This window comes from Vreelandella alkaliphila, from assembly GCF_016107625.1.
In the GTDB taxonomy this organism is placed as follows: Bacteria; Pseudomonadota; Gammaproteobacteria; order Pseudomonadales; family Halomonadaceae; genus Vreelandella; species Vreelandella alkaliphila.
In genome coordinates this window covers 1-25,414 of sequence record NZ_JABASV010000014.1, presented here as the reverse complement: position 1 = coordinate 25,414, position 25,414 = coordinate 1, and the positions used below count along the sequence as shown (strand labels likewise).

At 51.2% G+C, this 25,414-nt stretch carries 25 protein-coding genes; 11 read left to right on the top strand and 14 right to left on the bottom strand.

Annotated elements, in window-relative coordinates; genetic code table 11:
* Positions 1–26: 26 nt before the first annotated feature.
* Positions 27–401: a thiol-disulfide oxidoreductase DCC family protein gene (locus JFC11_RS16710; protein ID WP_038483065.1), complete on the bottom strand. Its 375-nt coding sequence runs from the start codon at positions 399–401 to the stop codon at positions 27–29.
* 81 nt (positions 402–482) lie between these two features.
* Between JFC11_RS16710 and JFC11_RS16705 the strand changes: the two genes are divergently transcribed.
* A complete protein-coding gene (locus JFC11_RS16705) occupies positions 483–944 on the top strand; it encodes a flavodoxin family protein (RefSeq protein WP_198350106.1) in 462 nt (153 codons plus the stop codon).
* Between the two features lie 60 nt (positions 945–1,004).
* Here the strand turns inward: JFC11_RS16705 and fadA are convergent, their stop codons facing one another.
* Both fadA and fadB read right to left on the bottom strand, forming a co-directional pair.
* Complete coding sequence (gene fadA / locus JFC11_RS16700; RefSeq protein ID WP_038483059.1) at positions 1,005–2,183, bottom strand: acetyl-CoA C-acyltransferase FadA; 1,179 nt, start codon at positions 2,181–2,183, stop codon at positions 1,005–1,007.
* 23 nt (positions 2,184–2,206) lie between these two features.
* Complete coding sequence (gene fadB / locus JFC11_RS16695; RefSeq protein ID WP_198350105.1) at positions 2,207–4,381, bottom strand: fatty acid oxidation complex subunit alpha FadB; 2,175 nt, start codon at positions 4,379–4,381, stop codon at positions 2,207–2,209.
* 271 nt (positions 4,382–4,652) lie between these two features.
* Here fadB and JFC11_RS16690 point away from each other — a divergent pair, with 271 nt between their 5' ends.
* Positions 4,653–5,810, top strand: coding sequence for a DUF5924 family protein (locus JFC11_RS16690; protein WP_038483053.1), 1,158 nt, complete (start codon positions 4,653–4,655; stop codon positions 5,808–5,810).
* A gap of 71 nt (positions 5,811–5,881) precedes the next feature.
* Positions 5,882–6,334: a transcriptional regulator SlyA gene (gene slyA, locus JFC11_RS16685; protein WP_038483050.1), complete on the top strand. Its 453-nt coding sequence runs from the start codon at positions 5,882–5,884 to the stop codon at positions 6,332–6,334.
* 8 nt (positions 6,335–6,342) lie between these two features.
* Here slyA and JFC11_RS16680 read toward each other — a convergent pair whose 3' ends face one another.
* Positions 6,343–6,885, bottom strand: coding sequence for a hypothetical protein (locus JFC11_RS16680; protein WP_038483046.1), 543 nt, complete (start codon positions 6,883–6,885; stop codon positions 6,343–6,345).
* A gap of 179 nt (positions 6,886–7,064) precedes the next feature.
* Here JFC11_RS16680 and JFC11_RS16675 point away from each other — a divergent pair, with 179 nt between their 5' ends.
* Positions 7,065–7,517: a universal stress protein gene (locus JFC11_RS16675; protein WP_038483043.1), complete on the top strand. Its 453-nt coding sequence runs from the start codon at positions 7,065–7,067 to the stop codon at positions 7,515–7,517.
* 50 nt (positions 7,518–7,567) lie between these two features.
* On the opposite strand, the gene JFC11_RS16670 is transcribed toward JFC11_RS16675, so the two are convergent.
* Complete coding sequence (locus JFC11_RS16670; protein WP_038483040.1) at positions 7,568–9,487, bottom strand: ATP-binding cassette domain-containing protein; 1,920 nt, start codon at positions 9,485–9,487, stop codon at positions 7,568–7,570.
* 153 nt (positions 9,488–9,640) lie between these two features.
* On the opposite strand from JFC11_RS16670, the gene JFC11_RS16665 reads away from it, so the two are divergent.
* Positions 9,641–10,654 (top strand): AraC family transcriptional regulator, encoded by a 1,014-nt coding sequence (locus tag JFC11_RS16665; protein WP_198350104.1) that lies wholly within the window; start codon positions 9,641–9,643, stop codon positions 10,652–10,654.
* Positions 10,655–10,657: 3 nt separating this feature from the next.
* Here JFC11_RS16665 and JFC11_RS16660 read toward each other — a convergent pair whose 3' ends face one another.
* From JFC11_RS16660 to JFC11_RS16640, 5 genes are read right to left on the bottom strand one after another with little or no spacing between them, the layout of a single operon-like run.
* Positions 10,658–12,325, bottom strand: a complete 1,668-nt coding sequence (locus JFC11_RS16660) for a fatty acid--CoA ligase (RefSeq protein ID WP_198350103.1) — start codon at positions 12,323–12,325, stop codon at positions 10,658–10,660.
* 37 nt (positions 12,326–12,362) lie between these two features.
* Complete coding sequence (gene bktB, locus JFC11_RS16655; protein WP_038483029.1) at positions 12,363–13,550, bottom strand: beta-ketothiolase BktB; 1,188 nt, start codon at positions 13,548–13,550, stop codon at positions 12,363–12,365.
* 50 nt (positions 13,551–13,600) lie between these two features.
* A complete protein-coding gene (locus JFC11_RS16650; protein ID WP_198350102.1) occupies positions 13,601–14,743 on the bottom strand; it encodes an acyl-CoA dehydrogenase family protein in 1,143 nt (380 codons plus the stop codon).
* 2 nt (positions 14,744–14,745) lie between these two features.
* The gene (locus JFC11_RS16645; RefSeq protein WP_198350101.1) at positions 14,746–16,302 is read right to left on the bottom strand and encodes a fatty acyl-CoA synthetase; all 1,557 of its coding nucleotides are present in this window, start codon (positions 16,300–16,302) and stop codon (positions 14,746–14,748) included.
* A gap of 41 nt (positions 16,303–16,343) precedes the next feature.
* On the bottom strand, positions 16,344–17,576 hold the full coding sequence (locus JFC11_RS16640; RefSeq protein WP_038483019.1) for an ABC transporter substrate-binding protein: 1,233 nt from the start codon (positions 17,574–17,576) through the stop codon (positions 16,344–16,346).
* A 269-nt stretch (positions 17,577–17,845) separates the two neighbouring features.
* Between JFC11_RS16640 and JFC11_RS16635 the strand changes: the two genes are divergently transcribed.
* Positions 17,846–18,697 carry a TatD family hydrolase gene (locus JFC11_RS16635; protein WP_193068412.1) on the top strand — a complete coding sequence of 284 codons (852 nt, stop codon included), beginning with the start codon at positions 17,846–17,848 and terminating at the stop codon, positions 18,695–18,697.
* Between the two features lie 12 nt (positions 18,698–18,709).
* A complete protein-coding gene (locus JFC11_RS16630; RefSeq protein ID WP_038483013.1) occupies positions 18,710–19,189 on the top strand; it encodes a hypothetical protein in 480 nt (159 codons plus the stop codon).
* On the opposite strand, the gene JFC11_RS16625 is transcribed toward JFC11_RS16630, so the two are convergent.
* Complete coding sequence (locus tag JFC11_RS16625) at positions 19,186–19,767, bottom strand: elongation factor P hydroxylase (RefSeq protein WP_099049300.1); 582 nt, start codon at positions 19,765–19,767, stop codon at positions 19,186–19,188. The two genes, JFC11_RS16630 and JFC11_RS16625, sit on opposite strands and share 4 nt — an antisense overlap.
* 155 nt (positions 19,768–19,922) lie before the next feature.
* On the opposite strand from JFC11_RS16625, the gene JFC11_RS16620 reads away from it, so the two are divergent.
* The 3 genes from JFC11_RS16620 (at position 19,923) to JFC11_RS16610 (ending at position 23,157) form a co-directional block, all read left to right on the top strand.
* Entirely contained in the window at positions 19,923–21,341 is a 1,419-nt protein-coding gene (locus tag JFC11_RS16620; protein ID WP_198350100.1) for an MATE family efflux transporter, read from the top strand.
* 3 nt (positions 21,342–21,344) lie between these two features.
* Complete coding sequence (locus JFC11_RS16615) at positions 21,345–22,343, top strand: DUF3080 family protein (protein WP_038483007.1); 999 nt, start codon at positions 21,345–21,347, stop codon at positions 22,341–22,343.
* A gap of 112 nt (positions 22,344–22,455) precedes the next feature.
* Positions 22,456–23,157, top strand: a complete 702-nt coding sequence (locus JFC11_RS16610; RefSeq protein ID WP_038483004.1) for a hypothetical protein — start codon at positions 22,456–22,458, stop codon at positions 23,155–23,157.
* Positions 23,158–23,244: 87 nt separating this feature from the next.
* Here the strand turns inward: JFC11_RS16610 and tusA are convergent, their stop codons facing one another.
* Positions 23,245–23,496 carry a sulfurtransferase TusA gene (gene tusA, locus JFC11_RS16605; RefSeq protein WP_038483001.1) on the bottom strand — a complete coding sequence of 84 codons (252 nt, stop codon included), beginning with the start codon at positions 23,494–23,496 and terminating at the stop codon, positions 23,245–23,247.
* 28 nt (positions 23,497–23,524) lie between these two features.
* On the opposite strand from tusA, the gene JFC11_RS16600 reads away from it, so the two are divergent.
* The gene (locus JFC11_RS16600; protein WP_038482998.1) at positions 23,525–23,812 is read left to right on the top strand and encodes an antibiotic biosynthesis monooxygenase family protein; all 288 of its coding nucleotides are present in this window, start codon (positions 23,525–23,527) and stop codon (positions 23,810–23,812) included.
* A 30-nt stretch (positions 23,813–23,842) separates the two neighbouring features.
* Here the strand turns inward: JFC11_RS16600 and rlmM are convergent, their stop codons facing one another.
* A complete protein-coding gene (gene rlmM / locus JFC11_RS16595) occupies positions 23,843–24,910 on the bottom strand; it encodes a 23S rRNA (cytidine(2498)-2'-O)-methyltransferase RlmM (protein ID WP_198350099.1) in 1,068 nt (355 codons plus the stop codon).
* Between the two features lie 305 nt (positions 24,911–25,215).
* Positions 25,216–25,414, bottom strand: a 199-nt coding sequence (locus JFC11_RS19040) for a hypothetical protein (protein ID WP_232482950.1), incomplete at its 5' end; no start/stop codon positions are given.

The following is a 25,414-nucleotide window of genomic DNA, read 5'->3' as shown; positions in this document are numbered from 1 at the left end:
TAAATTCCCTATATCAATATCCATACTTATTCAGACCAACGCCCTTCCCGCTTTAGGCGCTTTCTCACCCAGCGATCATAATACCAGCGTAACGCTTTTTTGATCCCTGGCAGGCCAATCAGCCATGCGATTGGCACAAGTAGAGGAATACGCATCATCAGCAAACGGTAGGCATCAATACCTTCGATAAGCGTGCCATCAGCTTTTTCGATATGCAGCGAGCGTAAAGCAGCTTCTGGTGTTACCCCTTTTTCACGCAATTGTCGCTGATGCTCAGTCACATCACACCAGTTAATCCCGTTACCATGCTTGCCAGCCCAACGCTCAAAAAGACGTCGATCCTTCCGACAAATAGGGCAAACAGCATCGTAGAAAACATTGATAGAGGCATTATCAGGCATATAGGCTCTCATCGTAGTCGTACTTAGCAGTGTGACACTTTACGCTTACTACGCAAATTTCCAGCTAACAGGGGCACTACAATGAAACAGCTATTAATCGTTGCCCATGCTCCATCAGTTAATACACGCACTCTGCGTGATGCCGCCCAGCGGGGCGCGAGCCAAAAAGTTGTTGAGCAGGTTGCCTGCATAGTAAAAACGCCTTTCGAGGCTGGCCCTGATGATATTCGCGCCTGCGATGGCATCTTGCTGGGCACAACAGAAAACCTGGGCTACATGAGCGGTGCACTTAAGGATTTTTTTGATCGCAGTTACTACAGAATATTGGAAGAGAAACAAGGGCTTCCATGCGCGCTCTATATTCGCGCTGGACACGACGGCACCGGCACCCGGCGGGCAGTAGAAAGTATTGTGACAGGACTACGTTGGCGCTGGGTTCAGGAACCACTAACGTTACGTGGTCAATGGCAGGACACTTTTGCCGACCAAGTAGAAGAGCTAGGCCTTTACATGGCAGCGGGACTGGATAACGGTTTATTTTAATGCCGCTCTGAACGCAAAAACGGCACCGCATGGGTGCCGTTTTGTGGGTAAACGCTGTGTTTATTTGAGTCGTTCAAACACGGTCGCAACCCCTTGCCCCATGCCGATACACATAGTGGCAAGGCCGAGAGTAGTATCGCGCTGCTGCATAACGTTAAGCAGCGTCGTACAGATCCGCGAGCCCGAACAGCCTAGAGGGTGGCCTAGCGCAATGGCACCACCATTGAGGTTTACTTTTTCATCCATGGCATCTAGGAAGCCCAGATCTTTCAAAACGGGCAGACCTTGTGCAGCGAACGCTTCGTTAAGCTCAACCGTTTGAATATCGGCTGCCGACAAGCCAGCGGCTTTCAGCGCTTTTTTAGACGCAGGCACTGGGCCGTAACCCATGATAGAGGCATCACAGCCTGCAACACCTGTTGAAAGCACTTTTGCAATCGGCTCAAGCCCCAGCGCCTGAGCGCGCTCGTAGCTCATAACAGCCATCGCCGAAGCCCCTACCGACAATGCAGATGACGTGCCCGCAGTAACGGTACCGTTGCGAGGATCAAATACCGGCTTGAGGCTGGCCATTGACTCGATACTGGCCTCAGGACGAATCACTTCATCGTTCTTGAACAGAATTTTAAAACCGCGCTGATCGTGGCCTTCAACACCAATGATTTCGTTATCGAAGTAGCCTTTTTCCATCGCAGCCTGGGCACGCTGGTGGGAACGCACGCCAAACTTATCCTGGTCTTCACGAGAAATACCGTGCATTTTGCCCAGCAGCTCAGCAGTCAACCCCATCATCATGGCGGCTTTTGCGGCGTACTTGCTAGCAGCGGGGTTAACATCAACACCGTGAGCCATGGGCACGTGCTCCATGTGCTCCACCCCACCAATCACGTAAAAGTCGCCCATGCCTGCTTTAATGTTGGCCGCCGCAATATGTAGTGCCGTCATCGAGGAACCACACAGACGGTTAACAGTTTGCGCAGGCACCGAGCGCGGAATACCGGTCATGATTGCCGCATTACGCGCAATGTTCATGGACTGCTCAAGCGTCTGGTTAACACAGCCCCAGATAACATCATCAACTTCGGACGGGTCTAAATTCGCGTTACGATCAAACAGCGCCTGCATGACGGCTGCTGACAGGTTCTCAGCGCGCACATTGCGGAATGCACCATTTTTAGCTTTCGCCATGGCGGTACGTACACCGTCAACCACCACGATATCTCTTGGGTTCAAACTCATCTTATATCTCCTTTGCGTGGTGGTTAGGCCTGAGAGCCAGAATAAAATTGCTCGTTATTTTGAGCCATCTGACGCAGCTTCTCAGTGGGCGCGTAAAGCGGGCCTAACTCTTCCGCAAGGTTTTCGGCTAGATTCACGAATTCGGCAACACCCATCGCGTCAATGTAGCGCAGTGCGCCACCGCGGAAGGGAGGGAAACCGATGCCGTAGATTAATGCCATATCGGCTTCAGCGGGAGTTTCCACGATGCCATCTTCAAGGCAACGAACAGTTTCCAGACAAAGCGGTACCATCATGCGAGCGATAATGTCTTCATCAGAAAACTCTTTCTGCTCTTTCACGACGTCTTTCACCAGTGCGTAGGCTTGTTCGTCAGTAACTTTCTTAGGTTTGCCTTTCTTATCTTCTTCATAGGCATAGAAGCCTTTATCGTTCTTCTGGCCCAGGCGCTTATTGTCGTACATCACCTGAATAGCTGTTTTGCCGTCACGCGCCATGCGATCCGGGAAGCCTTCCGCCATCACTTCGTTAGCGTGTACTGCAGTATCTAGACCCACTACGTCCAACAGGTAAGCAGGACCCATGGGCCAGCCAAATTTTTCCATCACTTTGTCAACGCGTTGGAAATCAGCGCCCTGCTCTACCAGGAAGCTAAAGCCACCGAAATATGGGAACAATACGCGGTTGACCAAAAAGCCGGGGCAGTCATTCACAACAATCGGGGTTTTGCCCATTGCACGAGCGTAGGCAACTGTGGCGGCCACCGCCGCATCTGATGTCTTCTCGCCACGAATAACTTCCACCAGCGGCATACGATGCACAGGGTTAAAAAAGTGCATACCGCAAAAGTTTTCTGGACGCTTAAGGTTTTTGGCTAGGCGATTGATAGAAATCGTCGAGGTGTTGGAGGTAAGGATGGTGTTTTCGCTCACCATGCCTTCCACTTCGGTCAGCACGGCGTCTTTGACCTTGGGATTTTCAACGACAGCTTCAACCACTAGATCAACATTACCGAAATCACCGTAAGAAAGCGTGGGACGAATGTTGGTCAGTTTTTCAGCCATCTGCTCAGTCGTCAGCTTTTTACGCTCTACCTGCTTAGCAAATAGCTTACGCGCCTCTTTCAGACCCAGCTCAATCGCCTCATCGTTAATATCTTTCATTATGATGGGCGTGCCTTTGCTGGCGCTCTGATAGGCGATACCACCACCCATAATGCCAGCGCCCAGCACAGCGGTCTGCTTAACGGGCTGCGACTGCTTCTCGTATTTGCTACCTTTTTTCTTCACGACCTGGTCGTTAAGGAACAAGCCAACCAAGTTAAAGGCAACACTGCTGAGTGCTAGCTTGGCAAATGCTTTCGCTTCAATCGCCTGGGCACGGGCACGCGTCTCGCCAGCGCCTTTCTGAATCACCTTAATCGATGCTACCGGCGCGGGGTAGTGAGGGCCGGCCTTGCCAGCGACAAACCCTTTGGCGGTTTCAAACGCCATCATTTGCTCAATGGCGTTGAGATTAAGCGGTGATTTCTTCTCTTCGCGACGCGCTTGGTAATCCAACTCACCGGCATTGGCACGGTCTAGAATGTCCAGCGCGGCTTCTTCAAGCAGCTCGTGAGTAACGACAGCATCGACTGCGCCGACTTTAAGTGCTGCGTTAGCACGATTTTCAGTGCCGCCAGCAATCCACTCAATGGCGTTATCCGCACCAATCAAGCGGGGTAAACGTACACATCCACCCCAACCGGGCAGAATGCCTAGCTTGGTTTCAGGCAAGCCAATTTTGGCTTTCTCACTCATTACTCGGAAATCGGTCGTCAACAGTACTTCGCAGCCGCCACCCAGTGCCAAGCCATTAATGGCCGTCACGGTTGGAAAAGGCAGGTCTTCAATCGCATTGAAGATGTCGTGAACCTTAAGGTTCATCTCGACGAGATACTCTTCGCCTTTGTCAAAAAGGCTGTGAAATTCGGTGATGTCAGCGCCGACAATAAACGCATCTTTGCCGCTGCTAATCATCAACCCCTGTAGGCCGCTTTCAGCTTGAAGCGCTTTTACTGCCTCGCCCAACTCTGCCACAACAGCACTGGACAGCTTATTAACGGACTCATCTTTCAGATCGAAAGTGAGCTTAGCGATGTCATTGCCACCTTGGGTGTCACGACGCTCCACCGTGATGGCATTGCCTTGATAGATCATCCGCGCTCTCTCCACAAGTTCGGGCTGGCACCATTAATCGGACCTGCCACGCATTTCATACGGTCGTTTGATTGCGTAAGCTTGGTTGAGATAATGAGGAACGTCAAGCCCTGACTTTTGGCTAATGCGCTTATCTCTCAAGTGCACTTACACAAATCAACTTACAGCAGGCCCACATTTTGTGCGCTTTTTATAGACAGGATAGGGAACGCATCGACTTTACCGACGAATCCAACGATCATGCTGTTTTCATTTATGAGCCAACAACGCCATGGGTAGTTTCTTTACTCCCGCCCGTATAACGGCACTACAAGCACGGGTTGAACGTACTGTCGAACGCCTAAAGCCCTGGAGCTGGCTGTGGCCACCTATCGCGTTTGGCGCCGGGTTAGGTAGTTTTTTTCTGGTGGACCGCCAACAGTGGCTAGGGGCGGTATTAGCGCTGGGACTTCTTTTTGCCTGGCTGCTATTGCTTTCTGAGAGCCTCATCGGGCGCTGGCTTGCTAAACGCGGCCATCCCACCTTGCCCCGTGGTGTCACTACCTTTATCGCCCAAATGATTCACCAGGAAACACTTTTCTTTACGTTGCCGTTTATCCTGGTTACAACCGTGTGGAATAGCGGGCAGACACTATTTGCGCTGTTAGTGATCGCAATGGCAATACTGTCGATTATAGATCCGCTCTATTACAAACTCGCTGGGCGCTGGCGAAGCCTCTATTTTATCTTTCATGCCCAATGTGTCTTTTTAGTGGTACTGGTTATTCTGCCTATCATGCTGCAGCTGACGACTGGCCAAAGCTTGATCCTTGCGCTGGTGATCACCATACTTGTAGCGTTGCCCAGTTTTTGGCACTTACTTAAAAAACGCTCGTTAACGCGCTGGTGCGGGTTCTTTGCGCTCACTATCGTGTTGGCCTATGCGGCCTGGCTCGGCAAAATATGGGTCCCTCCCGCCAGCTTATGGATGACAAACAGTGCACTTTCCCCAGCGCTGGATATTCAGAGCCGCGAGCCGCAGGGAACCATGGCACTTACGCCAGACGCAATTCGCTCTACCGGCCTTTACGTTTACACCGCCATTCGGGCGCCGCGTGGATTAAGCGAGACAATTCATCATGCATGGCACCACAACGGCGAATTGTTAGATGAAGTAGAACTTGCTATCAACGGTGGACGGGAAAAGGGCTATCGTGCGTGGAGCCATAAGCAAAATTTCCCAGAAGCGCCGTCGGGAGAGTGGCGTATCGACATTATGACAGCTAGCGGACAACGGCTGGGGCTGATCCGGTTTACTGTTTCGGAAGATTTGGAAAAAGCCACGATAGCGGATAGCAAAATCCAACCTAGCGGCTTGAGTGCGCTAAATTTGCGGCGCTTTATACCCGGAAACAACAATTCTGAAAACGATCTATCAACGGACGAATAACATAACGCCTTGCATTCAGCGGCGCAGCTTATGACAATTCGCCTACTTACATTTTTCGGTAGCTGTTTACTATGGCTTCAACAATTGGTTTTCGCATTGCACGTCTGCCCCACTTGTGGCGCTCTATTCTTGATCGAAGGCTTGCACCCTTGGGGTTAACACAAACACGCTGGGTGACGCTTTACCATTTATGGAAGTTAGGCGAAGGCAACCCACAGTGTGATTTAGCAAGGGTGATTGGCGTAGAAGCGCCCTCATTAGTTAGAACCCTTGGACAACTCGAAGCACAAGGGCTGGTTGAGCGACGGGCCTGCGATAATGATCGCCGAAGCAAACGACTCTATCTGACGCCAGCGGCAATGCCGCTACTTGAACAAATCGACAGCGTCGTCCAGGAGGCACGCAAAGAGATGCTGGCGGGCCTAAGTGAGAGTGACCTAGATCAGTTAGACAAGTGGCTAGCGCTAATAGAGTCCAATGGTATGGCGATTCAGTTAAGAGACCAAGACGGTCCCTCGGCGTAAGACGTCCATCAGTGCCCTGCTGTTTCACCAGCCCCGTTTAGCGGCTTTGCAGCAGGGCGGTCTGACAATCCGCTAAGCGCCTTTCTTAGCGTCTGAAAGTCTTCTCCATAGATAGCAAAACGCTCCGCAGTTTGTGACTCCCACCACCATAGCGTTAACGCCGTCGCGTTTGACTCGACCACCAAAGCATCTTGTGGAAGGCGCTCTAGCAGGGCTTTCAAAGTAGCGCTTGCCATTTCTGGCAATGGCCGTAATGGTGCAATGCGCCAGCGCCACCCAGCATGATAAAGCTCCAGCGCTTCACTTGCGTTCGATTCACGCACTAACACAAAATCAGGCCCTGGCTGCTGTTGGGAAAAACACCACCGATAAGCGGGCATCGTGCCTCGAAAATTGTGCAACGGGGGCTTCTCCATCTTGATCACTACCCCGTGCTTCTTGGCGGCATTCAAACGCAGCGCCATATGGCGCTTCTGCCGCGGGCTGGGCTTAAGCCACATTACCGGTGCAATAACAAACAGCGATATAAAAATAATAATAAGCCACTCCATCTAGCCACTTCTCCTCGTCGCAAATACTAGCCATAAGCATTGATGTTAAAATTAGTCATACTATCGGGTTAACTTAAAAAAGCATGACATAGATCGTTGTTAAGATGGCACTTGAAGCCTAAAGTAAAGGTCATCTAACAAAGCGTTCTCTTTGTTAATTATCACGAAGGAGATAAGCCATGAGCTATCACCACATTTTAGTAGCCGTTGATTTAACTAAAGACTCCCATAAAATCTTAGAGCGTGCAGTCGCGATTGCTGCTCGCAATGACGACGCCAAGATTTCGATCATGCATACCCTTGAGCCATTGGGCTTCGCTTACGGTGGTGACATCCCGATGGATCTCACCAGCATTCAAGACCAGCTGGATGACCACGCGAAGAAGCGGCTGACTGAAATTGCCGCCCCTCACGTCGAGCCCGCTGATCAACATGTCGTTGTCGGCATGCCGGACACGGAAATTCATCGTTTTGCAGAAGAGCACAACGTCGACCTGATCGTTGTTGGTTCGCATGGGCGCCATGGCTTTGCCCTGCTGCTAGGCTCCACTTCTACCGGCGTACTTCACGGCGCACAGTGCGACGTTTTGGCCGTTCGGGTCGGCAAAAAAGGTGAAGAGAGCGACGAGTAACCAATGTAGAAAGGCACCCATTGGGTGCCTTTACTCATTCGATACTGATGTCAGTCACCGCTAGCCATCGCCTCAAGCTCCATCCAACGCTCCATTGCCGTTTCAAGTGTTTGCTGTACGTTTTCTAACGCTTGCAATTTCGCTGTAACGGCACTGGCTTCTTGCTGGTAGAAAGCGGGGTCGCCAATCTCTTGCTCTAACGCCTCTACTTCATTCTCAAGGCGCTCTATCTCCGCAGGTAAGGCATCTAACTCTCGCTGCACTTTGTAAGAGAGCTTAACGGTTTTCTTAACGGGCTCAGCAACCGGCTTCTCTGGCGTTTTTTCAACTGCAATGCTGGTCGGTTCAGTGTTCTGGCGGGCAGCGCCTTCCCACGGAGCAGGCGGCAGTTTACCTCCTTGGCGAATCCAATCCGTGTAGCCACCCACGTATTCACGCACATAACCCTCGCCCTCAAAGGCCAGCATGCTGGTCACGACGTTATCCATAAATGTTCGGTCGTGAGAGACCAGTAGAAGCGTGCCATCAAAGTCCAGCAGCAGCTCTTCAAGCAGCTCCAGGGTTTCCATGTCCAAGTCGTTGGTAGGCTCATCCAACACCAATACGTTGGCTGGTTGAGTAAACAGCTTGGCTAACAACAGACGGTTGGACTCACCGCCGGAAAGGGCTTTCACCGGCTGTCGAACACGGTCAGGTGTGAATAGAAAATCCTGAAGGTAGCTCATTACGTGGCGATCTTTTCCACCAACGGTTACCCGATCGCTGCCTTGTGCGACGTTGTCGTAGACGGTTTTTTCCAGCTCTAAACCTGCACGCAATTGATCGAAATAAGCGACCTTTAAATTGGTCCCCAACTGAACACTACCTTCTGTTGGAGCAAGCTCGCCGAGCAAGATTTTCAGCAGCGTTGTTTTACCTGCACCGTTGCGACCAAGAAAACCAATACGGTCGCCGCGCATCACTTCAAGATTCACATCACGCAGAATGACATCATTACCAAAGCGCTGTGTTACGCCTTTCAGCTCGACTACCCGCTTACCAGTACGCTCGCCGCTGTCGACAGTGAGGTTGGCAGTCCCCTGACGTTCACGTCGCTGGCTACGCTCCAAACGCATCTGCTCAAGCTCACGCACACGCCCTTCGTTGCGTGTACGCCGCGCTTTGACGCCTTGACGAATCCAGACTTCTTCTTGGGCTAGTTTTTTATCGAAAAGCGCATTTTCTCGCGCTTCTACTTCAAGCTCGTGCTGCTTACGCTCTTGATACTCTGCATAGTTACCGGGATAACGGCCAAGCTTGCCTCGGTCTAGCTCAAGGATCGTGGTGGCCAGCTTAGATAAAAAGGCACGGTCGTGGGTAATCAGTAATACCGCGCCGTTGAAGGCCAGCAGTTGCTCTTCCAACCAAGCAATCGTGTCTAGATCGAGATGGTTGGTAGGCTCGTCAAGAAGCAGTAAATCCGGCTCAGAAACCAATGCTCGCGCCAACGCAACACGGCGGCGCCAGCCACCGGAAAGCGCGCTCATTTCAGCTTCAGGGGGTAACCCTAAACGGGTGAGTACAACGTCAATGCTCTGATGGAAAGACCAGCCGTCGATAGCCTCAATGCGGGTTTGCAGCTTGGCCATGCGGTTCATGTCGGGGTCTGGATCATTGATCAAATGCTGGTATTCAGAAAGCAATTCCCCCGCTTCCGGCAGCCCCTGAGCGACCATGTCAAAAATCGTCATGCCTGAGGATTCAGGCAGCTCCTGGGACAATACGCCAATCTTCAAGCCCGGTGCACGCCAAATGGAACCATCATCGGCATGAATATCGCCCGCGACCAGTTTTAATAGCGTTGATTTACCGGTGCCGTTGCGCCCGACCAGCGCCAGCCGCTCGCCTTTTTCAACCGTTAGGTCGGCGCGGTTAAGCAGTACTTGGGTGCCGTAAGCGAGTTGCAGCTGTTCGAGTCGTAACAAGGTCACGCAGTGTCCTCCTTCATCATGAGCCGCACAGTGTAACGCATGCGCTCGCGTTAAGGAGAGCCCTTATAGAGCCAAACGACACATCGTGCTAACGTCCCACCATCACGTGATAATAACAAGGTAGCGCCAAGCTACTCGTTTAGGGCTGACATCGTGACCGTTACCGTCTCAATGCACTTTGTGAACGAACTACTGTGTGGCTTACCCGCCACTGAGCATTCCCCTGTCCGCTACCTAGAGCTTGCTGGAATTTCCCCCTTTCTACTCAGCGCACCGAACGGCCGAGTCACTGTTGAGCAGTTTGCCGAGCTTTACCGCCTCCTTGCCCTTGAGCTAGATGATGAAACACCCTGCTTTTTCTCCAGGCCGCTACGCTGTGGAACACTAAAGCTGCTGTGCTTGAGCTTGCTAGATGCACCAACGCTGCATGTTGCGCTTCATCGCTATACGCAGTTTTTTCGCATTCTCTTAGATGATTTCGGCTACGACTTTACTATTGAAGGCGAATTTGCTCGGATGGCGCTTGAAGAACGCGCCCCGCTTCGCGGCAGTCGAATATTGATTCATGAATTGATGTTGAAACTGTTTCACGGTATCGCCTCCTGGATGATCGCACGCAAAATTCCACCTATCTTGATGGAGTGCGGCTACGCCCAACCTGCTCACAGTGCTGACTATCTCTACTTCTATCCCGGCAAGCTAAAATTTGATCAACCGCAAACAGCTGTTTACTTTGATAAGGTGTTTCTCAACCACCCCATACGCCAAACGAAACAGCATCTTGGCGCATTTCTACAACGCGCACCGGCTGACTGGTTCTACGTCTCTTTTGAAGATCGTTTGATTACTCACCGCGTTCGCGAACATCTTAGCCGCCACTTACCCACCTCATGCACGGTTCAGCATGTGGCAGATGCGCTACATATGTCCGTGCGGACACTCTCAAGACACTTGAAACTTGAAGGTACTCATTTCCAGGCGGTTAAAGACGAATACCGTCGCGACTATGCCATTCAAGCACTCACTCGCAGCACACAACCACTGACAACCATCGCAGAAAAACTAGGATTTGAAGACCTTGCTTGTCTTAGCCGAGCGTTTAAACAGTGGACAGGAGATTCACCCGCCGCTTACCGCAAGGCACAAACGGCGGGCATAAAACGCTAGCGTTTATATCTCAGTGCGAATGCGCTTTTTATCCAGCTTACCGACACTGGTTTTAGGAATTTCATCTACGAAACGAATCAACGATGGAATACCCCAGCGATTAATGCTGCCCTGCTCGACGAACTGCTCCATAAACGCCTGTACTTCCTCTGCCGTGGGTGGGTTATTGACATCGCTAGGGACAACGAGCGCTGCTGGCCGCTCACCCCATTTATCATCTGTAACGCCAATTACCGCCACTTCCGCCACACCTGGGCATTGGCTAATATAGCTTTCCAGCTCAAGTGAGGAGAGCCACTCTCCACCGGTTTTGATGACATCTTTAATACGGTCGCTAATGGCCAAGAAACCATACTCATCAATCGAGCCAACATCACCGGTATGCAGCCACCCATCCCGCCAAAGCTCCTCACTGCGTTTCTCTTCTTTGTAGTAAGCCTGGGTTAACCAGGGTGCCTGAGCACGCACTTCACCAACACTGACGCCATCATGGGGTAACGGTTCTCCATTGGCATCAACCACCTGTAATTTCACTAGGGGCACGGGTAAACCAGCCTTACACCGCCAGGGAAGCTGCACTTCAAAATCGGCTTCGGCAACATCCTGAGGCAAAATATCAGCGGTTAGCAGCGGACAGGTTTCTGACATGCCGTAGGCACTTCGCGTATCAATGCCGAGTGACCAAGCACGGCTAGCCAGGGCTTGAGTTAGCGCACTGCCGCCCACAAGCACCTTCCAACCGGTTAAATCAATTTTTTTCGATGCGATAGCGTCAGCGCTAACCACCATATTTAACAGCGTTGGCACGCAGTGGGAGAAATCGACCTTTTCGTTCACCAGCAGTTTGACCAACATTTCCGGCTCATAGCGGCCAGGGTATACCTGAGTCGCCCCCATCAACGTGGCAGTGTAAGGCACGCCCCAGGCGTGCACATGGAACATCGGCGTGATGGGCATGTATACCTTGTCACGGTTGAGCAATTCACAACCCGGTGCTTGGAAGGTACTGGCTTCACCTAGTGTGTGCAGGACTAATTGGCGGTGGGTAAAAAACACCCCTTTCGGGTTGCCGGTGGTGCCCGTGGTATAGAACAGCGTAGCCACTGCATTTTCATCAAAAATAGGGAACTCGTAATGAGTTGGCTGCTCACTTAACAACGCCTCAAACTCACCCACTAATGGCAGCGACGTGCTGACTGTGCTTTGTGTTTCTTGACTCACCGCTTCTTGGCAAAGTAGATAACCGCGTATGTTGGGCAGTTGATCAGCAAGTGGCTCCAGTAGCGGTACGAAATCCTCATGCACCAGCACAAAGACGTCTTCAGCGTGCTCCATCGTGTAGTGAATTTGCTCAGGCGCCAAACGTACGTTGACGGTGTGTAGCACGGCACCAATCATTGGAATGGCAAAAAAGCACTCTAAATAACGATGGCTGTCCCAGTCCAGCACCGCCACCACATCACCCGCCTGAACGCCCTGTGCTGTTAGCGTATGGGCAAGCTGATGTACCCGATCACGAAAACGTTGATAGTCATGACGGCTCTGGTCTCGATAAACAATCTGGTTATTCCCCGCCATTCGAACACCAGACTCCAGCAAGTCGCTAATTAACAGCGGCGAGCTAGTCGCAGACGGCGTAGAAGGAAGTATTTTTGGCGTTACCGTAGACATAAAACACACCTGTCGATTGTTATTGGAAAACCGTTTGTTATTCGCGCTCTATTAACAGCGCAATGCCCTGCCCACCGCCGATACACAGCGTGATCAAACCATAGCGGCCCTGACGTCGCTCCAATTCGTGTAAGGCTTTTAGGATCAAGATGGCACCGGTCGCGCCTACTGGATGACCGAGCGCCACCGCACCACCATTCGGGTTGAGTTTTTCCAATGGGAAACCCAGCGTATCGGCAACCGCCATTGCTTGTGCCGCGAACGCTTCATTGGACTCAATCACATCAATGTCATTGATCGTCAGCCCTGCCTGTTGGAGGCAGCGTTTCACCGCAGGGATTGGCCCTAACCCCATTACCGAAGGCTCCACACCGGCGGTGGTTGCCACGCGAAGTCGCGCCCTCACCGTTAAATTGCGCTGCTGTGCTTCATCAGCATGCGCCAGCACCAAGGTCGCAGCGCCATCGTTGATCCCAGAGGCGTTTCCTGCCGTTACTATTCCCTCTTTTTTAAAGGCCGGTTTAAGCCGGGCTAAATCGCTTAATTCAACACCTTCTCGCACATGCTCATCACGGGCAAAGGAAACCGTCTGTTTTCCTTTTGTCACCTCAACAGGCACGATTTGTGCGTCAAAACGCCCTTCTGCAATGGCTTTTGCCGCCTTACGATGGCTATCCACCGCAAACTGATCGAGCTGCTCGCGACTTAAGCCATACTGCTTAGCGATATTTTCAGCGGTCATGCCCATATGTCCGCTGCCAAATGGGTCACTAAGAATACCGAGGGTAAGATCCTGGATATTGGCATCGCCTAGGCGTATGCCATTGCGTGCTTGGGGCGGCAGTAGATAAGCACCTCGCGACATGGATTCAGCCCCACCTGCCAATGCTAAGCGGCTGTCGCCCAGAGCGATTTGCTGCGCAGCGGATATCACTGCCTGCACGCCGGAACCACATAGCCGGTTAACATTAAAGGCACCGGCTTCTTTTGGCACACCCGCACTCAACGCAATATGGCGGGCAAGGTAGGCATCTTCTGGGCTAGTGGTAATAATATGGCCATACACAGAGTGGTCGATATCAGCGCCAGCAACGCCCGCACGGCGTAGTGCTTCCTGGGCAGTGATAGTGCCTAACTCATGGGGCGCGAAAGATGAGAGCGACCCACCAAACCCGCCAATAGCGGTGCGGGCACCGCTTACAATAACAACGCTATCCAGTTGCATAATCTCTCCTTAGTAATGACGCACAGCGGAAAAGGACTTAAGAAAAGCGCTTAAGCCACTTTGCCCAACAGCGAGCGTGCGACCACTTCTTTCATAATCTCAGAACTACCGGCGTAAATAGTTTGCACACGTGCGTCTAAATAGAAGCGTGAAATGGGATATTCATGGGTGTAACCATAACCACCAAACAGCTGAAGGCACCGATCAACAGCACGACACTGCAGCTCGCTAAGCTGTAATTTGAGTATCGCGGCCTCGGTACTTGTCATCGTGCCGTGGCGGTACTTATTAACGCACTGATCGAAGTAGGCACGCGCGACATCCAGCTGTGCCTTGATCTCAGCCAGCGTAAAGCGGGTATTTTGAAAATCGGCCACGCGTTGACCAAATGCGTGACGTTGGGTGACGTAATCAAGCGTTAATGCCAACGCGCCCTCTACCGCGCCAAGCGCTTGCGCGCCTACGCCTAAGCGCTCTCGGGGCAGCTCTTGCATTAGGTAGCGAAACCCAGCGCCCTCTTCCCCTAATAAGGCACTGTTAGGCAGTTGCAGCTGGTCAAATGCTAACTCTGCCGTATCGCTGGCGTGCTGGCCAATTTTCTTAATGGGCTTGCCACGGGAAAAACCAGGAAGTGACGTATCGACCAAAAACAGCGAGACCCCTTTTGCACCTGCACTGGGGTCTGTTTTTGCACAGACAATAACGAGATCGGCCACTTGGCCATTGGTAATAAACAGCTTGCTGCCGTTGAGTAGCCACCCATCGGCTGTTTTGGTGGCGCGGGTTTTCATCGCTGCCAAGTCACTGCCAGCATGCGGCTCGCTCATGGCAATCGCCCCCAACCACTCCCCGCTTGCCATGCGGGGCAGCCAGGTTTCGCGCTGTTCATCAGTGGCTAAATTTTGCAGGTAAGGCATCACGATATTGGCGTGAATATTGTAAGCGCTGGCTAGCCCACCAAACCCTTGCCGAGACATCTCCTCCAGTGCCCGTTGGGTGATGGCAATATCGGCACCTGAGCCACCATAGGTCTCATCAAGATCAATCCCCAATAGACCAGCGGCACCCAGCGCTAGCCATAAAGAGCGCGGTATTTCACCGTCCGCTTCCCACTGGTCATAGAAAGGCGCCACTTCCTGCGCTAAGCAGCGGCTGATCATGTCATGAAACAGCGCCTGTGTTTGCTCGTCCATGCTCACTCCTTTAGGTCTTTGCGCAGGTGACGTTTAAGAATTTTACCTGCGGTGCTTTTTGGCAGAGCCTCTGCAAACACCACACGCTTAGGAACTTTGTAGGGTGCAATCAAGCTTTTGACATGTTGGATGAGCTCATCCTCGCTAGCCACTTGCCCCTCTTTCACCACAACGACGGCGGTAATCGCTTCAATCCACTTTTCGTCAGGCAGCCCCACCACCGCTACTTCCGAAATAGCCGAGTGCTTAAACAGCGCCTCTTCCACCTCACGGCTGGCAACCAACACGCCCCCCGTATTGATAACGTCTTTAATCCGGTCCACGACATATAAGTAGCCTGCTTCATCGAAGTAGCCCACATCACCAGAGTGAAACCAGCCGCCTTGGAAGGACTCAGCGGTCATCTCCGGCTTATCCCAGTAGCCCATCATTAACTGCGGCGAACGATGGACAATCTCGCCATGCTCGCCCGAGTCAACATCGTTCATTTCCAAATCAACAATGCGTGTTTCCACCGTAAGTATCGGCCGCCCCGCCGACGCAGGACGCTCAGCATGCTCATCTGGACGTAATACCGTTGCCAAGGGGGCAATTTCACTCTGCCCATAGCAGTTATATAAACCAACACTGGAGAAGCGCTGCTGCATCTCTTCCAAAACAGGCACCGGCATGATCGAGGCGCCGTAGTACGCCTTCTTGAGCGAGGTTAAATCAAACTGATCAACGTCAGGATGACGTAGCAAGCTGATCCACACCGTGGGCGGCGCAAAGAACGATACGATTTTTTGTTCGGCAATCGCCGCCAGACAGCTATCCGGAAGCGGTGCTTCAAGCAAATGAATGGGGGCGCCCAGTAGTAAAGCCGGCATCAAAAAAACATGCATTTGTGCCGAGTGGTAAAGCGGAAGAGCGGCCAACATGGCGTCACTTCCTTTGATATCCAACTCCACCATACAGGCCATATATTCCGCCATCAGCGCTTGGTGGGTCATCATTGCCGCTTTAGGCGCTGCGGTTGTACCAGAGGTATAGAGCAGCTGTGCCAGACTACTTCCCTCTACGGCGACCGCTGGCTCCCTTGTTGATGGCGAGGAATGCACATAAGCCAAGACATCAAAACGACCCAACTGGATATCTTGTTGATCAGCATGCAGTGTTCCATTGACCGTTAATGCTAAACCTTGGGTTGCCTCCTGAACTTTGTCAGCTAACGAACTATCGCTTAGCACTCCTTTCGCCCCGGACTGCTCAAGGATATAGCGCAGTTCATCACTACTTAGCGCAAAGTTAATAGGCACATGTACTAAGCCCGCTTTAGTGGCAGCAAGCCAGGCAATGACATAGGCATCTGAGTTTTTACCATATACCGCCAACCGATCCCCAGGAGAAAGACCGGCCGCTAACAAACCACTAGCTACGCTGTTAGCGGCATCGTTAAGCGATTGATAGCTCCAGGTTCGCTCACCAAACGTTAGTGCGAGTTGTTGAGAATATTTGCGAGCGCTGCGGTTTAGCGCAGCGCCAATCGTATTACGATGAATTAAGGATGTCTGTTCCATGCCAAGTCCTTATTGTTATGTGTTGTTAGGGCTTCAGCGTTTTACGAATTGTTGACGAGTGGGCAAACGCTTTCAGAAAGTGGCCGGAATGCTTCCTCGGCGGGAATAGTGCGCACAACTCTGAAGAGGTCATCCTCATCAACTGACTCTTCCGGTGTTTTCACTTCAACGAGATACATGTCATGCACCATACGGCCGTCCTCACGAATGTAGCCGTTCGTTGCAAAAACATCGTTAATGGGGGTATCGAGCATCTGCTGACGAACGGTTTGCGTGTCGTCTGTTCCCGCGGCCTCAATGGCTTCTAAATAGTGGCGGGTGCTGGAATAGAGCCCTGCATGCACCATGGTCGGCATGCTGCCGGTGCGCTCACGGAAACGCTCTGCCCAGGCACGCGTTTCATCAGTTAAGTCGTAATACCATGCTTTAGTAAACTGCAGCCCTTGAGCGTTCTCCAGGCCAATGCTGCGTATATCAGTACTGAACAGCACCATGCCGGCTAGAATCTGCCCGGCTTGAGTAATGCCAAATTCGCCTGCCGTTTGAACGGCATTGATGGTGTCACCACCAGCATTATTGAGGGCAATTACATCAGCGCCCGATGCCTGGGCCTGCAGCATAAAAGAGGAAAAGTCACTGTTCGGAAAGGGGTGTCGTGCGCTACCTACTATCGTTCCACCATTCTCCGTGACCACCCGCTCTACATCTGCTTCAAGCGCATGACCAAACGAGTAGTCGGCACTGAGTAAATACCAGTTTTTATAGCCTTCCTGAGTAATTGCCTTTGCCGTGCCATTGGACATCGCCCAAGTATCGTAAACCCAGTGAATATGGTTAGGAGAGCAGTGCTCGTTAGTGACACTCGAAGAAACAGCGCCGTTCACTAAGCCAAGTTTATCCGCCTCTTCTAACAAGCCTACTGCTGCTAATGTAACCGATGAAGCCACTAAGCCAGTGACCATGTCGACATTGCGTTCATCAATCCATTCACGCACCACGCTTGAGCCAACATCAGGGCTATTGCGATCATCAGCACTAAAGACGACAACTTGGGCACCGTGTACGCTGCCGCCAATATCTTCAATTGCCATCTCAATGGCGTCTTGCCCTAATGGGCCTATGGGATCGCGATAAACGCCTGACATATCAGCTAGATAACCAATACGGATTTCATTATCTGAAATACCTTCATTGGCGGCTACGCTGGGCGCATAGCTAGCCGTAATGACCGCAGCCGATAGCACAGAAATAGCGAAATGACGTGATAAATGCATGCTTTTCACCTGTCTATTGTTGTTATTAAATGAGCCTTAAGCCCGATTTATTTCATGCTTCACCCTCATGTTAAAAGTAAAAACTGCTTTACTGTTTACCTATCGAGCCAGTTTTTTTGCAATTCGTGCCATTCGAATGAGATATCCATCCGGGATAGACCATTAGTCGTTGTTACTCTCCAGCGTTACAATGGCGTTTTACAGCTGGCTAAATAATTAACGAGAGCTGGCTGCTATCGAATATTTAACTAACACTGGGAGTGTGACGCTTGGCGACAAGTGCTGTGGATAGTTTTTTACCCGAGGCGCTGCAATTTCGTTCTGGTGCCCCCTTGGTGGATATCGGCGCTAACCTGACTCACGAGAGTTTTCAGCGTGATTTAGCTGATGTCATTGCGCGGGCGAAAGCGGCCAATGTAGCTACCTTAATAGTGACGGGTACTGATATTGAACACGCTGAGCAAGCCGTAGAGCTGGCTAAACAGACCCCAGGCATATATGCCACTGCCGGGGTTCACCCACACGATGCTAGCGGGTGGAGTAGTGATGTGGCGCGCCAGTTGAAAGCGCTTCATCAAAAACCTGAAGTGGTTGCCGTGGGCGAGTGTGGGCTGGACTTTAATCGCAATTTTTCAACGCCTCACGAGCAAGAGCGAGCGTTTGAGGCTCAGTTGGCGCTCGCTGCTGAAAGTGGCTTACCGCTATTTTTGCACGAACGTGACGCGGGGCAACGAATGCGTGAAATGCTGCATAGCTGGCGAGATGATATCAGCCAAGCCGTTATTCACTGTTTCACCGCTGACCGAGATACGCTGCACGGCTATCTCGATTTAGATCTTCATATTGGATTAACCGGCTGGATTTGTGATGAGCGCAGAGGTCATCACCTTCGTTCAATAGTGAAAGATATTCCGTTAGAAAGGTTAATGGTAGAGACTGACTGTCCTTACCTGCTGCCTCGCAACCTTCCAGCCAAACTAAAAGGACGCCGTCACGAGCCAGCCTTGCTACCATGGATTGTAAGAGAGATTGCCCAGTGGCATGACGTGACTGAAACCGAGCTGGGGAACGCAACAACCCGCACTGCCCAGCATTTTTTCCGCCTTGATGCGGAAGCTTAAAAGGAGCGAAGCGTGGCTGATTACCCAGGATTTATTGCCATTGAGACGGGCGAAGATGACGGCTTGCCGCTGGCTATTGCCTGGTCTCTACCTGATGGACGCATTAAACAGACACTCATTCAGCCTGACGATAGCTGGATCAGTGAAGACACGAACGTGATGGGTTCTTATAGCATTGAAGAGCTAGAAAGCCTCGGCGTCAGCCCGTTGGATGTCATACGTGAACTAGAGACCGATCACTTCTCGGCTACGCTGTACACTAGCGATAACGGTGAGGATGAAGCAGCGCTGGCTCGGCTCTTTGACACCTACGGCTTGGATCCTTTTGTTGAATTAGCGCCTGCACAGGTGCTTTATGAAGCGATTAGTGCGAGAGATTGGCACCGCTTACGCAGCGAAATTTTTAACGACATGGGGCTCGAACCGATGCGGCCCGAGCACGAAATTGAAGTAATGCTAACGCTTCACAAGCAGCTTACCGAGAAAGACTAAGCCGACGCGACCAGCGCCACGTCAAGTTCTCGCTGCCCCTGTTTAATGGCCTGCACCAAGGTATCTTGATGCTGATAATAGCGTGTCAATGCGATAAAGAAAGCGTTGGCACGCAATGGCAGCCCCTCTTCTAAATAACGTGCTGCTCTGGCATCTACTTTGTTGGCAAACGCCTCACGATCCACCTCAACATCCCCACCCAAGTTATCTACACTAACGTGGAATATGCGTCCGCAGGCACGAGTAAACAGCTTTTCCAGCGCCTGCGGGGCAATCTCCGCTTGTTCGAAGGCGTGCTGCTGCTGGGCGTCGCGCCCATCAGGCAAGTACCAGTACCCGTAATCTTCCAACTGCCGACGCTTCTCTCCTGCGATACACCAGTGGCTAATCTCGTGCAGTGCACTAGCAAAAAAGCCGCGCGCAAAAATCACCTGATGATAAGGTGTTTCAGATGTAGCTGGGCGATATAGGGGTTCATCGCCACCTTTGATTAATCGCGTCTGATAACGTGCTAAAAACACACCATCAAACAGCGCCGTTATGTCGTGAAGCGTCCAACGCTCCTGCTCTTGAGTCACTATATACCTACGTCGTCGTTCATTTCGTAAAGTATACCCGCGCCTTGTCCCGATGATAAAGAGATGGCAAATCATTAGACAGCTACCGAGATCCTAGTAACTCCTGCTACTCTATCGGCTTTTGTTGGGTCACTTTGCTAAACAGGAAACATACCGTGGGCGGCTTCACTAGCAATATAAAATCCATCTATTGGCCAGAAACACGCACGTTGGTAGCGTTAGCACTACCCATCTGCGGCGCCCAACTCGCACAAGCGGGCATGAGCGTGGTCGACGTCATCATGACCGGCAGGCATAACGCCACCGACTTAGCTGCCGTTTCGGTTGGCTCAAGCCTGTGGATGCCACTGATGCTATTTATGACCGGTACGTTGATGGGCCTCACACCTATCGTGGCGCACCTTTTGGGCGGCAAGAGAAATGCTGAGATTTGCCCTGCGGTTCATCAGGCATTGTGGGTCGCATTAGTACTCGGGTTCACTGCCGCTGCATTGCTGTGGACAGTCGTAACGCCGATATTCGAACTTATGAAGGTTCCCCCTGCGGTTGCAAGAGAGTCTGCTGCCTACCTTTCCGCTGTTGCCTTCGGCATGCCCGGAATCGCTTTGTTTCAGGCGCTTAGAGCCTTTTCAGATGGCATGAATCACACCCGCCCCGCGTTATGGATTAGCTTGGTGGGGCTAACCGTTAATATTCCCAGTAACTATTTACTTATCTATGGCGGTGATGGCCTAGTTAATATATTTGGTGATGGATTACCCAGCGCTCTGCAACAGCTACCGGCACTAGGCGCATTCGGCTGCGGCATCGCTACAGCACTCTCGATGTGGACAATGGCCGTTGCAATGGCGCTCTATACCCGTAAAGGACGTACCTACCAAAGCGTCTCGATTTGGCAAACGCTGACGCCACCAACACTGTCCGGCATCCGCGAGCTTGTAGTAGTGGGTGTGCCCATCGGTGTGGCTATTTTCGTGGAAGTGACGTTATTCACACTGATAGCCCTGTTTATTGCCAGCTTTGGAGAGGTCACTGTAGGGGCTCACCAAATTGCTCTAAGCTTCACGTCTATTCTCTTTATGCTGCCGATGTCCTTGAGCATGGCACTTACCGTACGCGTGGGTAATACATTGGGCCAACAACGTTCTGCTATGGCGCGCACTGTTGCTTGGAACGGTATCGTGATCAGTGTCATTGTGGCCGTCATCAACAGTACATTACTTTGGTTTACAGCGGTGCCGGTGATTTCGTTGTATACCTCCAATGCCGACATCCAGGCTTTGGCGCTCACCATCATATCCCTGGCAGTAATTTTCCAGCTATCAGATTCACTTCAAGTCAACCTAGCAGGTGCATTACGAGGTTATAAAGACACCCGAATCGTGATGGTCATTACCGTACTTTCTTACTGGATTGTCGGTTTAGGCGGTGGTCACTGGCTAGGAACTCACGGTATAGGTGACATGTCTGACCCGTTGGGGGTGCATGGTTACTGGATAGGCCTGATTGCGGGGCTCAGCACAGCCGCACTATTACTTGCTTGGCGATTAAAGTGGATTAGTCAACAGGAGTAAGCAATGGCACTCTACCCTCAAGCTATATTATGGCTGACTACCAGTGCCAGCTTGGTACTAGTGGGCTGCGGAAACAATGGTGCCGAACAGCCCTGGGTAGAGTATCACCAACAGCTCACTAGCGATCTTTCAATTGCCAATATTGAGCGTCATCCGCCACCTAATATTGGTGAATTTCCTGAACGTCGAGAGCGACTATTCAATATTCCTGAAACTCGAGAGGGTATGCTGAATATCTATGCGTTACGTGAGTGCCAGATAACATCACTCATTGCAGCACGGAACAATCAGTTGGGCCGCGTTGCTCCCCCTAGCCAGCACTGGCTTTACGAACGCGCGCTATGGCAACGCCTAAGTGCCTGCTGGAACAGTGATATTCCTGACAGCTTAAGTGATGACAATAAAGCGCGATTGGCTGAACTAACTGAACTCAAGACAGAACAGCTACCAGCGGTCAGCTGGAATGCCATTTTTGATTCTGAAGAGTGGGAAAAAAGCTTTTCCCGAGCAAGTGCCCCTTTAAATAGCTCTGAACTACCTAATATTGACAATCAACTGGTTGCAGTTGATTACCTTGAGCGAATGGTCACACACCAATTTAGCCAAGCATGGCAACAGGACTCTTCAGCACTTGAAAACCACCTTAAAGCGCTGCAAGAGAGGCCTTTAACAGCAGAAATTTTACGCACACTGTTGCTCGCCCACCAACGCTTAACGGAGGCAAACCTAGTACTTGAGTCAACGCGCTTAACCACTAGTGAATGCCTGCAAGATGATTTTCCAGCAGGATTTAATCAAGTTGAGCAGATTTCTCTCAAGTGGCTTACAGCAATTAACCGACTAATTAATGCCCACCAAATAACGCCACCTGAAGCGGTTAAAAACTATCAGAACACTTGGTTATCATTGAACAACCCACAGGCGCCCTGGCAGCAACTTCAACAAGTAAAAGCACAACACCAAGCGTTGCGAGATCAATTTACTAGCTGCTCCGATAATTAAAAATCACAAACCCCCTTAACCTTCTGGGCAACCTGTGCTATTGGTGAACTAAGTGGTAGGCAGCATACGCTGTTTACCGATGTCGTGACCACGCAGCACAAGGAGGGACATTATGGGCGCATCCCTGTCACCCCGCTCTGCCCAGGTCATCGACCTGGAAACCGTGCGTCAGCGTCAGCAGGCGCAAAAATGTTTGATCCGCCTAGCCCCTGAGCTAGATGGGTTAGAGATGGTCTACCAGCTCGCTGCGAGTCCCGACACGTATTACGGCCTACCTGTTTTGGCCTGGGGGCTACAAGAGAACGGTAACGTCATTGGCCTTGTGCCATGGATGGAGAAGCTCGCTGCTTGCCATGAACTCGACAGCCATGAAAATGGCCAGTTTATTGGCTACCGCGATCCAGAAACCGAAGAAATTTTCGCCCTTCCTCCTGATCATAAATACGACGAGCTAATGGCTTCAGCCAGTTACTTCGAGTATGAAGCTTCAGGAGATATTACGCTGATTCAACAGCTTCCAGACACCCTTGGCACTCATGCTTTATGCATGAATCATCCCGATGCACCCTGGAATATGAAGCAAGTCTATGGATGGCGTCTCTATAGCGATGGAAGCGTTGAAGCAGTTCTTGCCGATGAACAGCAAGCCACGATGTCTCCCATCCTACTGGGTGACAAGTGCCTTTACGATGCCCACTCCCGCCATCGCACGGTTTACTTTTTTCAACGCCATATCGCTAGCCGCATTATGGATGAAGACCCTGCGACACTGGAAGCTTTGGCGATGATGGTTGTTCCAAATAAAGAGGGGTGATCTTAAATAAGCACTTGCGAGGCTACCCAATCAAAGCCAGAGCCTAAAACCAATATTAATGGCTAGCCTCGCATAGCTGCAGAAGCCTTACGCTAGGCGAATAAAGTACACGTAGTGGTCATCAGACTCCTCTTGCAGCAGTAGCTGGTGTCCCAAAAATTGACAAAATTTTGGCACATCACGAGTCGTTGCGGGGTCTGTTGCTATTACCTTCAACACCTGCCCTGGCGTCATATCACGCACCTTGTTATGCATTAACATGATAGGTTCAGGGCAATACAAACCCGTTGTGTCTAACGATGCATCAAAGGCACTTGGGTCATACGTATTATCAGTCATCTACAATCTCGTTTAGGAAACAGACAGCATGATCAAAGTAATCATTGAACGGCGTATTATGCCTGGCCTGGAAGAAGAATATGAACTAGCTGCCCGCGAAGCAATGCGCGTTTCACTTGGCGTACGAGGATTTGTCGGTGGAGAAACGCTCGTCGAACTTGGCCATACAGATCGCCGCCTGATGATTACCAAATGGCGCGATCTTCGCGCTTGGAAAGAGTGGCATTCAAGTGAAGCACGTGCAGCGGCCATGCAGAGCATCCTACCTCTATTAACAGAAGACGAAACTATCCGCGTGTACGAACCAGGCTGTTGACACCCTTACGCTACTCTGCCGACCTTTAAATTAGTGAGCGAGCCTTACATGAACCGTCACTTCTTCCCTATCATGGTAGAGGTGGCGACATGTAATCGTAGCGCGCACTCCCGCCGCTTCCAACGCATCTTCCAAAGTGCTAATGCAGCGATCAACCTCGTCCCAGCGTTTCTTCATGGGCAGTTTTAAATTAAAAATTGCCTCTCGACACCATTTCCGAGTTAACCATCTTTCCACCATTGCCAACACGCGCACAGGCTTATCGACGATATCACAAACTAGCCAATCCATTCGTTGCGGCGGTTCCCAAGTAAATCCATCTTCTTTAAGATGATCTATCTGTCCCGTAGCCATTAGCTGCTTGTCCATTGGCCCATTATCAATGGCATAAACATACATGCCACGCTGGACTAACTGCCAAGTCCAACCACCTGGGGCGGCCCCTAAATCCGCTGCCTGCATATGATCCGCAAGCCGTGCATCCCACTCTTCTCGGGGAATAAACTCATGCCATGCCTCTTCTAACTTCAGCGTTGATCGGCTTGGCGCACGGGATGGGAAACGTAGGCGACGTATACCATTAATCAGCTCACTTCGATTGTCAGGAAAGCTCATACCCAACTGAACACGATCACCATCCGTCCAGAAAATATGTAAACGACGTGCACCGGCTTTACCACGCAAGGCGCCCCGTTTTTTTAGCATACTCTGCAATGGCTTAGTCAGCGCTTTAATTAAGCCTGCCAATGCTTTGCCATCATTGGTATCTGGCGTTTCGTGCCAAATTTCCTCAAAACTCCAACGACTCGACTTTACCTGATCGAGAATAGCCGTAAGCCTATCATCTCGGGACAGCGTGAGCGCAGGCAGTGCAGCTAGACTTTGGCGAGCAAAAATAAGTTGCTTAAACGCCGCTTTACGATGCAAATCATTAATCGGCTCTTTATCTAAGCGCGTTAAACTCACCCAACCTTCGCCTTTCGCAGGTTCGCAACTTACCTCGTGCTGTTTGGCGTGGTGTTGCATTTCAGCCAGTGCGTCGCTTTCAAACCCTGGGCGGCAATAGACAAGCCACGATGTGGGTACTGTTTCACTCACCCTTTCACCTCGAAAGTAATTTCATGTCATAGGTGAACATCTATTCAGAATAAAATGCCCCCGCTAATCGCCGCATCATAGCATTTTCTTTCAATTGCTTTCTAAGTAGTGAGATTAGTAGCGATGATTTATCTGCTTGATGAACTTAAAACATTATCGCGATCAACAAAAAACCCCAGCTTCAGTTGAAGCTGGGGTTTTTGTTAATAATTGCCTGACGATGACGGCACCCGGCTCTCCGAGCCGCTCTCGTCATTCCCGCAGGCCCTTAGCGGGAATCCATGTTGACCTGGGGGTTCGGGCGGCTACAGGCCAAGGTCAAGGTGGATTCCCGATAAACCCTCTCGGGAATGACGGTGCGGTAACTCGGAAATAACCGGCAGGTGGCCATTTTGTGATAGGGGTAAGAGAGTGCTTTTCTTCCGCGCAAACAAAAAACCCAGCCGGTTGGCTGGGTTTCTTGTTAAATAAGTGCCTGACGATGATCCGGGCGGCGTTCCGCTA